Genomic DNA, 9,989 nt, shown 5'->3' on the forward strand with positions numbered 1-9,989 from the left:
ATTAACACCCCTTATTTAATATTATTCATATTATTTCTAATTTTTTGGATGATAGCCATCTTATTATCATAAGCTTTTTGTGATAAATCGACAGGGTAATCTTGTGGATTTAATTCACGTTTATATTCTTCCCATAACCCATCTAACTGAATTCTTGAATACTCTCTAATAGCATCCAATTCTGGCTGATTATAAACCAGTTCACCTTCAACAAATATATCTTGTAAAATTGGTCGTGCATTATAGTTAGTTACCAACTTATTAATATAGGTATACTGCTGATGGAACATATAAAGTGAGTCTTGTTTCTGAGGTTCCTCATCCGATAGTGCAATGTAATCTCCTTCAGTTTTACCATCAACTTTATTAGTAATACGCCATACTTGTTTCTTACCTGGTGTTGATACTTTTTCTGCATTATTACTGAGTTTAATTGTATCAACCATTTTACCATCGCCACCTTCAATGGCTACTAATTTATAAACTGCACCTAAGGCGGGTTGATCATAGGCAGTTATTAGTTTAGTTCCAACGCCCCAGACGTCAATTTTAGCTCCTTGCATTTTTAAATTAGTAATTGTTTTTTCATCTAAGTCATTTGAGGCATAAATTTTAGCTTCTGTAAATCCAGCTTCATCTAATTGTTCACGAACGCGTTTCGAAATGTAAGCCATATCCCCACTATCAATTCGTACGCCGGCAAAATTAATCTTATCACCTAACTCTTTAGCAACTTTAATTGCACTTGGCACACCACTTTTTAACGTATCGTATGTATCAACTAAAAAGACACAATCACGATGCGTTGTTCCGTAAGCCATAAAAGCATCATAGTCATCTCTGTATGCTTGAACTAATGAATGCGCATGCGTTCCACTGATAGGAATACCAAATATTTTACCTGCTCGGACATTACTAGTTGCATCAAATCCACCAATATAAGCTGCACGTGTTCCCCAAATAGCTGCATCAAATTCTTGTGCTCGTCTTGTACCAAATTCTAACACACCATCATCTCCGGCTACAGCTTTGATACGAGCTGATTTTGTTGCAATCAATGTTTGATAATTAATGATGTTAAGTAATGCCGTTTCTACTAATTGACAGTCTGCTAAAGGACCTTCTATTTGGACAATGGGTTCGCCGTTAAAAACAACTTCCCCTTCAACAGCTGACCTGATTGTGCCACGAAAATGAAAATCTTTTAAATAGGCAAGAAAATCATCTGGATATCCTGCCACTTCTCTTAAATACGCAATGTCTGTCTCTGAAAATTTTAAATTTTGAATATAATTAATAGCTCGTTCTAAGCCTGCAAAAATCGCATAGCCATTAGAAAATGGTAAATTTCTGAAGAAAACTTCAAATACAGCATTTTGATTATGAATATTTTTTTCCCAGTAAGTTTGGATCATATTAATCTGATAAACGTCCGTATGTAACGTATAGCTATCATCTGGGTAATTTTTTACCATGATGTTTCTCCTTTAAAATGAATGCACTACTAGAATTTTTTCCAGCACACAAATTATAATCTACATTTTACCATTTTTTCCGTAATCCGTCATATTCAATACTTATTTTAAATTTATCTTCTGTTATAATGAGACAAAGTTTAAAAAGTGAGGACATATTATGCCAAATAAATTTAAAAAAACAAAAATATTAGATATCGAATTTATTAATACAACTAATGACGCTTTTTTAACTCAGATAGCGACTGATTCGATAGCTCATCTAAATCGATTTATCGTGACAGCCAACCCAGAAATTGTTCTATTTGCACGACAACACCCAGATTATAAAAAGATTCTTAACCAAGCTGACTACGTTACACCAGATGGTATTGGTATTATCAAAGGCGCAGCAATTTTAGGGACTCCAATGCCCGAACGAATCACTGGCTATGATACTTTAATGAGCCTGCTTAAATGGGCTAATAGTCATCAAAAATCAATATACCTAGTTGGTGCAGCCGAAACGGTCATCCAAAAAGTTGCCAAAACGATTAAGTCTGATTATCCAAACATTAATTTAGTCGGATTTCATAATGGTTATTTCAAAAATGATCAGGATATTGTAAGTAACATTAAAATATCTCAGCCTGATTTTGTTTTTGTTGCAACAGGTTTTCCAAATCAGGAGGAATTTATTCAGCGTAATCGCCAAGTGTCTGATAGTATCTGGATGGGTGTTGGTGGTAGTTTCGACGTTCTAGCGGGTACTGTGAATCGTGCGCCACAATTTTGGCAAAATCATCATATTGAGTGGCTTTATCGTTTATTCCAAGAACCGACTCGTTTTATTCGAATGCTAGCTATTCCACGTTACTTATTACTAATATACAAAGAAAAATTTAGAGGACATAAAAAAAAGAACTAAGAAATTAAAAATTTCTTAGTTCTTTTTTACATATTGTTATATTACCAAACGAAAACGCCAACCATACCCGCTGATAATAATGAAACTAGAATACCAGATAATAGCATGTAACCAACGTTTCTTGCGATAACATCATTTTTTTCTTTATCCACAATTCCTTTGAAACAACCAATAATCATTCCAATTGTTGAAAAGTTTGCAAACGATGTAACAAAAACAGTTAAAACAGCTTTGTAATGAGGTGCAAATGAGTTAATCGTACTTGATACTTGTCCCATAACAACAAATTCATTTGTTACTAATTTTGTACCCATGTAACGTGCTAATTCGAAAGCATCTGAAGGATTGAATCCCATTAACCAAGCAAATGGGAACATAATAATACCTAAAATATTTTCAAGTGATAAATTTGGATTAACTAATCCAAGAATATTATCAATCAAGGCTGCTAAAGCAACGAAAGCAATAACATTTGCTGCAATAATCAAGACTAACTTACCAGCACCCAAAATTGAATCACCCAAGAAAGCGAAAAAGGGTTCTCTTTTATTATCTGATTCAGAAGTTTCTAAATCATTTGAGTTACTACCTGTCATTTCAGCAATAGTATCTTCTTCTTCTGTTACTTCAACTGGATTTAAAATACTTGTTATAATAATAGCATTAATAATATTAATTGGAACAGCTGTTAAGATATATTGACCTGGCATCATTGTTGTATAAGCACCAATGATTGAAGCCGTCACACAGCTCATTGACATCATTGCCAAAGTTAAGTTCCGTTCTGATTTCATTAGTTTCAACTGAAGGCTTGAAACAGCTAATGCTTCAGTATTTCCCAAAAACATCATTTCTACTGAGAAAAATGATTCAAATTTTGGTTGGCCTGTAATTTTTGATAACCCACGGCCAATCCACTTAATAATAAATGGAAGAACGCCAATGTACGTTAAAATATCAAACAATGGCACAATCATAATAACTGGTAATAGAACACTCATGAAAAATCCCATATCAGTTACTTTAGGCATAGCGGGTACCATAAATTGAATACCTTGATATGCGGCCTGCATTAGCCAATTAAACCCATTAGCCGCGCCTTCTACAAGATCACGTCCTAATGAGAATTTTGTTAAGAACCAAGCTAAAAATAAATTAATAACGACCATAATTGCGATTGATTTCCAATTGACTTCTCTCTTTTTCTTGGAAAACGCAAATGCAACTAAAATAAAAATGGCAACACCGAAAATATTAACTAATAAATACATATCTTAAAACCCCTTCAGATAATTTATTTTTTGCTCTTAAATAATATAGCGTTATCTCAAATTGATGTCAATCGAACAGATTTCTCAAAAAAAAAATTACTCTATCTCATCCATTGATATGGTTGAAAGAGAGCAATTAATAATTTCTTAAACTTTATTTTTCTAGATAAAATTCAAAGCGATTCCCTACATATTGTGTCCGAACATATTCAAAAGGTTCACCATTTTTCAAAAAGCTAACTTGACGAAGCCTCAAAATCGCTTCACCACGCTTGATTGATAGATAATCCGCTATGCTTTCAGCAGCTGACATAGCAGACACTGTCTGTTGTGCCCCTCCCAATGTTAAATTGGCTTTTTCTTCCAATGTTCGATATAAAGAGCTCGTAATTTCAGTTTTACTATAACCCTCAACTAATTTATTAGGAACCGTAGCAACTTCAAAACAAATCGGTAAACCATCAGCATAACGAATTCGTTCCATTCGTAAGACTAGTTCGCCATCGATCAATTGTAACTTTTCAATTTCACTTAATGAAGGCGTTGTAACATGATAAGTGATCGTCTTACTTGAAGCCACTTTTCCCTGTTCAGCCATTAGGTCAGTAAAACTAGTCACACCTGACATCTTTTCTTGAACCTTCTTACGAGCAACGTAGGTTCCATCACCAACATGACGTTCTAGAATACCTTCATCTACCAAGGTTTGAATTGCCTGTCTAAGCGTCATTCTGCTGACACCAAATACAACAGCAAGTTCACGTTCAGCCGGAATACGATTGCCAACTTCCCATTCACCAGATTCAATTGTTTTTTTCATTTCATTATGAATTTGAATATATATGGGAGATCCCATTAACAATTACCTTCCTAACCTTTTATTAAAATTTACGTCCAAAGCTATATGTGCTTTCTAGTTGCATGTTAGCATCAAATAAGTTCATATCAGCATCTTTTCCGATTTCAATAGCACCTTTTGATGTTAAATTGAATTCCCTAGCTTGATTGACAGAACTCATCAATACAGCTTCTTCGATACCACAACCAGTAAATTTCATAATATTTTTAAATGCATCTTGATATTGTAAAACAGAGCCTGCTAAATTACCAGATTCTAATCTTGCTTGTTTGTCTTTAACAATAACTTTTTGCCCGCCAAGTTCGCTTAAGCCTTCAGGCATTCCTTTAGCACGCATCGAGTCAGTAATTAATTCAATACGTTTAGGTCCTTTTAAATCATAGGCTAGTTTAATCATATCTGGCACAATATGAAAACCATCAGCAATAATTTCTGTATAAATATTATCCTCTAAAAATGCATGTCCAGTTACACCTGGTTCACGATGCTTAAATTCGCGTTGTGCATTGTATAAATGAGTGACATGACTTGCTCGAGAATGTTTCATTTCTTCGCGAGTAGCGTTACTATGGCCCACTGAAGGTACGATACCATTCTTGATACAATACTCTTCAAATTCAGGTGACGTTTTATGTTCCGGTGCATAAGTCACTAATTTGATCATATGTCCTGATAATTCATTCCATTTATCAAATAACTTTGTATCAGGTGCCTCAATATATTTTTCAGGCTGTGCGCCTTTAAAAACAGGAGAAATAAATGGTCCTTCAAGATGAATTCCTTGAATAACAGGGTTCACTTCAGCGGCTTTTTTGATACCAACCATAGCATTAGCAATATTTTCATGTGATTGGGTCATTGTCGTTGCGAAATAAGTCGTAACACCTTCGTGAATCATATCGGTAACCATTTCATTAATTTGTTTAGAATCACCATCCATAGCATCAAAACTATATCCACCATGGCTGTGAACGTCAATAAATCCAGGAACAATAATTTTCCCTTCTACATCTCTAACCTCATCAGAGGCTAAAGCTTTGTATTCGCTCATTGGCCCCATTGCACTAATTTGTTTATCAAATCGAATATATGCATCTTCAATTTTTTCTGAACCCGTGTAGATAACTGCATGTTTTAAAACAATACTCATCTTATCCGCCATCCCTTCAATTTATAAACTTAGTATAATCGGTATAGACCAAAAAAACAAGGTCATATCAAATTTAGTTTTTGTCTTTAGCCACAGTTGCATCAACTGCTTTAATAATAGAATTCATAAATCCAGCCTCTTCCATTGCAAGCAATCCAGCAATAGTTGTGCCACCCGGAGATGAAACCTCATCAATTAATTTCCATGGCACTTCATCAGTAGCTAAGACCTTTTTTGCACTGCCTAGTACAGCTTGAGCAGCAATCTTAGTTGCTTTATCTTTTGGTAAGCCATATTTAACGCCTGCACGTGCAAGCGTATCAATAAATAAGTAAATAAATGCTGGTGAGCTACCAGCAAGAGCAACAAACGTGCTAAAATCGCGTTCAGCAATCTCCATCGTTTCACCAATAGTATCAAATAAATCAGTACCTTGTTTCATTTGTTTATCTGTCAAAATATCATTACCGACTAACGCAGTCATACTTTCGGAAACCGTTGCGTTAACATTTGGCATTGTTCTTAAAATACCAACTGAATGATTATCTAATTCTAATTCAATTTCAGAGATTGAAACACCTGATACAATAGAAATTAGCATAGGTTTGTATTCCTTCACTGACTCTTTAATTTCTGCTAAAACCATACCTAAGACAATTGGTTTAACAGCAAGAAAAACAACGTCAGCCTCACTAACCACCTGAGCATTGCTACCTAACGCTGTAAAGCCATTAGCTTCAGCATAAGGTACATAGCTGGACTCTCTTGCACTGTGTACCAAAATTTCTTTTGGCGCGATAAATTCTGCTTCTACTAAACCTTCAATAATTGCTCGAGCCATATTACCAGCTCCAATAAATCCAATTTTCATAGTTTCCTCATTTCAATTATTATATTTAATTACTATCTCCATCATACCGCAAAAAAAAATAAAATAACAAATAAAACAAAAAAGCAGATACCTAAGTATCTGCTTTTAGCTAGTTGGGTTAGATGGATTCGAACCATCGCATGACAGGATCAAAACCTGTTGCCTTACCGCTTGGCTATAACCCAATATTATAAAATAATGGTGGAAGAGAGTGGATTCGAACCACCGAACCCGAAGGAGCGGATTTACAGTCCGCCGCGTTTAGCCTCTTCGCTACTCTTCCATATCAGCTTTATCCGACTTAACTATCATACAAATAAATGGATTAAAAATCAAGCTTTTTTTTCAATTATTTTAAATTAATTATTTGTAACGTAAATTTCCACTCATCGAAGAACGTATTTTTCGTCCATTCGTTATATTTTTTCCGCCCATATCCCACTGGCTTCGTATAATACGTCGTTTCATTAATTTGAATAGGATCATGTTTGATATGGAGGTGCCCAAATAAAACTTTTTCTACTTTATAGTATTCTAACAGATCTCCCATCTTTTGACTACCTAACATGCCGTTTGCAACGTTCCAGAAACGATTATCATTATTAATTTTAATATACAATTCATTAGGTACAAAATGAGTCATAAATATTATTTTTTTATTTAATTGTTTCGCATCACTCAATAATTTTTCAGTTTGTCTTAAACTTAATTTAAATCTCTCGACATCTGGCATTGGTTGAACAATTTTACGATCGATCCAATAGTTTGTTTTCCAATGTAGCATTTCTTTATCAGACCGTTTTAGCTGTTTTGAGTAACTGTAATCGTACCATCCATTATTACCTATAATACGCCATTCAGTGCCGGAGATATCCAAATATTGATTATGGAGATAAGAATCATTCACTACACTTTCTAGCTCATCAAATGTTATATTTTTAACCATGTCATGGTTACCTGCAATAAATAAGACAACAATTTTATTATTTAACTTTCTTTTCAGTCTAATAATATAATCAATCGTTTTATTAAAATCATTAAATAAATCTCCTGTAATAAGATAATACTCAATATTTTTCGCTAATAGATAATTTACTTGTTCATCAATAATTATATCCACATCAACTTTATTAATATCAAAGTGATTATCACTACTAGTTGCAATAATTGTCATGTTTCCCTCCAAAAAAAGATATGTTAATTAAAATTAACATATCTTTCATTAAAAATCTATTTAATTAACGCCTTCCATTAATTTATGAATTCTTGGAATAAAGAAACTCAACATAATACCAAAGGCAACAGTAATTCCACCAACTACAGCAAAGTACATTGATTCAGTAGCGGGTGTGTATAACCGAACAATTTGTGAATTCAATGCTTGAGCAACAGCATCACTCAAGAACCAAACACTCATCATTTGAGATTGAAAACTTTTTGGTGCAAGTTTAGTAGTAATTGATAAGCCAACTGGAGAAACCAAAACTTCACCAAGCATAACCATCATCCAACTTGCAACTAACCATAATGGGCCAACTTTAGTATCTGTTCCAAAAAGAACACCAGGGAGCATCATCCAAAGGAAAGATGCTCCAGCAAATACTAGACCAATTGAAAATTTAGCTGGAGAACTAGGTTGTTTCGATCCTAATTTAACCCATAACCAAGCAAATATTGGAACATAGATTAATATGAATAACGGATTCATACTTTGAAAGAAACTAGCTGGGAAAGTGAACCCAAAAGCACTTAACTGCGTTCTAGTTGACGCAAACATTGCTAAAACAACTGAACCTTGTTCTTCAATTGACCAGAATAAGATACTGGCAATAAATAACGGAATATACGCTGTAAGTCTTGATCGTTCAATTTTTGTTGTTTTCTTACTTGTTAACATCATTGTAAAGTAATAGACAGGGATGATAACTGCAAGAATTGTGATTAAAAGAATGACATTCGTAATATTTAATGATTTAAATAGGAACATGATAACTAAAATTAAAGCTAAAGCTATAACACCGATTGAAGATTTTTTAAGAATAGTTGATAATTCGTTAGGTTGAATAGGGTCATTAGGATATAAACTATCTTTTGTTAAATATTTTCTTCCGTCAAAGTAATATTGAACTAAGCCGAAAAACATCCCAATAGCTGCTAATGAGAATCCAACGTGGTAATTATATTCTTGACCAACCCATCCAACTAGCAACGGTGCAATCAAAGCACCAATATTAATCCCAGATACAAAGATACTGAAACCAGAATCACGTCTTGGATCCTTACTATTGTATAATCCACCAACCATTTCAGAAACATTAGGTTTTAACAACCCTGTTCCCAATACGATTAACGCGATAGATATGAATAAAGCAACTGATTTAAAGGGTGTTGCAAGAACAATATGTCCTAGCATTATTAGTATTCCACCAATAAACACTGTTTTTCTACTACCCCAAAGGCGATCACTAACGAAACCTCCAATGACACCTGATAAATAAATTAATGATCCATAAATGGACATAATTGACATGGCTGTAGCTTGATTATAACCAAGCCCATCCACTTCTGAAATCATATAGTATAAAAGAATTGCTCGCATTCCGTAATAACTGAATCGCTCCCACATTTCTGTAAAAAATAGTGTTGATAATCCTCTAGGATGACCAAAAAAGGCCGTATCTTTATTTTTCATGGACTTCCTCCGATATAAATCTAGTATATGTATTTTAATGCATTACACATTATACAATGTATATATATCAATAGTCAAATCAAATTTTTACTTATATCTCATCATTTACTACTTGTTTTATCATTTAACGTCTTTCTAATATGTGAAAAATTTTATATCCATTATTAAGTAATAGTGTAACAAAAAATGCTCTATAGTATCTGCTATTTTTGCTAGAACAATCTATCAAGTGACTAAGTATTTTATCCGGTTCATTTTAGAAGCACGCGAAAACGTTAAAGTAATCGTTACTTATATAAACTATACGTATCCCAAGTTTACGAGAACTTTGTTATTCCCGAACGCCATAGTTGTTTACGATCAATTTCACATTTACAATGCACTTATGCATGCATTTAATAAAACTTGAATTCAATTTTTTAAAAAAATTGTTTACTCATTTTAATTTAACATGAAGACTATGTGAAAAACGCTATTAACTATCCTTATTCTAATAGCCTACTTGAAGGAAGGGACTAACAATAAATTGAAAATTATTAAACGTAATGCCTACGGATTTAGTGATTTTAGGAACCGTGTTTCCTTTGTAATGAGAAATAAAACTATAAAAAAAGGTGTTGTCACTTTGTGACAACACCTTTTTTTATATTCAGCAACGGTCGTAAAATTTTATTGTTTTATTTTTAATAGCATGGCAACGTCCTACCCTCGCAGGGGGCGACCCCCAACTACTCTTGGCGCTAAGAAGCTTAACTTCTGTGTTC

The 9,989-nt window shown here is 33.7% G+C and carries 10 protein-coding genes and 2 tRNA genes; 3 read left to right on the forward strand and 9 right to left on the reverse strand.

All coding sequences use genetic code 11. The annotated features are described in order from the left end of the window. Window positions 1–11 precede the first annotated feature (11 nt). Window positions 12–1,475, reverse strand: coding sequence for a nicotinate phosphoribosyltransferase (locus AC1RP1_RS07010; protein ID WP_481761871.1), 1,464 nt, complete (start codon window positions 1,473–1,475; stop codon window positions 12–14). A 160-nt stretch (window positions 1,476–1,635) separates the two neighbouring features. Between AC1RP1_RS07010 and AC1RP1_RS07015 the strand changes: the two genes are divergently transcribed. Beyond that, complete coding sequence (locus AC1RP1_RS07015; RefSeq protein ID WP_481761870.1) at window positions 1,636–2,382, forward strand: WecB/TagA/CpsF family glycosyltransferase; 747 nt, start codon at window positions 1,636–1,638, stop codon at window positions 2,380–2,382. 41 nt (window positions 2,383–2,423) lie between these two features. On the opposite strand, the gene AC1RP1_RS07020 is transcribed toward AC1RP1_RS07015, so the two are convergent. The 8 genes from AC1RP1_RS07020 to AC1RP1_RS07055 form a co-directional block, all read right to left on the reverse strand. Further along, entirely contained in the window at window positions 2,424–3,653 is a 1,230-nt protein-coding gene (locus tag AC1RP1_RS07020; RefSeq protein ID WP_481761869.1) for a NupC/NupG family nucleoside CNT transporter, read from the reverse strand. A gap of 154 nt (window positions 3,654–3,807) precedes the next feature. Further along, the gene (locus AC1RP1_RS07025) at window positions 3,808–4,509 is read right to left on the reverse strand and encodes a GntR family transcriptional regulator (RefSeq protein WP_481761868.1); all 702 of its coding nucleotides are present in this window, start codon (window positions 4,507–4,509) and stop codon (window positions 3,808–3,810) included. Between the two features lie 25 nt (window positions 4,510–4,534). Continuing rightward, on the reverse strand, window positions 4,535–5,662 hold the full coding sequence (gene nagA / locus AC1RP1_RS07030) for an N-acetylglucosamine-6-phosphate deacetylase (RefSeq protein ID WP_481761914.1): 1,128 nt from the start codon (window positions 5,660–5,662) through the stop codon (window positions 4,535–4,537). Window positions 5,663–5,735: 73 nt separating this feature from the next. Further along, window positions 5,736–6,533, reverse strand: coding sequence for a pyrroline-5-carboxylate reductase (gene proC, locus AC1RP1_RS07035; RefSeq protein ID WP_481761867.1), 798 nt, complete (start codon window positions 6,531–6,533; stop codon window positions 5,736–5,738). Between the two features lie 113 nt (window positions 6,534–6,646). Then, window positions 6,647–6,718, reverse strand: a tRNA-Gln gene (locus tag AC1RP1_RS07040). Between the two features lie 14 nt (window positions 6,719–6,732). After that, window positions 6,733–6,816, reverse strand: a tRNA-Tyr gene (locus AC1RP1_RS07045). Between the two features lie 66 nt (window positions 6,817–6,882). Further along, on the reverse strand, window positions 6,883–7,707 hold the full coding sequence (locus tag AC1RP1_RS07050; RefSeq protein ID WP_481761866.1) for a metallophosphoesterase: 825 nt from the start codon (window positions 7,705–7,707) through the stop codon (window positions 6,883–6,885). Window positions 7,708–7,767: 60 nt separating this feature from the next. Next, on the reverse strand, window positions 7,768–9,225 hold the full coding sequence (locus AC1RP1_RS07055; protein ID WP_481761865.1) for a peptide MFS transporter: 1,458 nt from the start codon (window positions 9,223–9,225) through the stop codon (window positions 7,768–7,770). 193 nt (window positions 9,226–9,418) lie between these two features. Here AC1RP1_RS07055 and AC1RP1_RS07060 point away from each other — a divergent pair, with 193 nt between their 5' ends. Further along, the gene (locus AC1RP1_RS07060) at window positions 9,419–9,634 is read left to right on the forward strand and encodes a transposase (RefSeq protein WP_481761913.1); all 216 of its coding nucleotides are present in this window, start codon (window positions 9,419–9,421) and stop codon (window positions 9,632–9,634) included. 117 nt (window positions 9,635–9,751) lie between these two features. Beyond that, on the forward strand, window positions 9,752–9,856 hold the full coding sequence (locus tag AC1RP1_RS07065; RefSeq protein WP_481762193.1) for a hypothetical protein: 105 nt from the start codon (window positions 9,752–9,754) through the stop codon (window positions 9,854–9,856). Window positions 9,857–9,989: the final 133 nt, after the last annotated feature.

The sequence above is a fragment of the Dellaglioa sp. CoH-56-MRSF-13 genome (genome assembly GCF_056782095.1).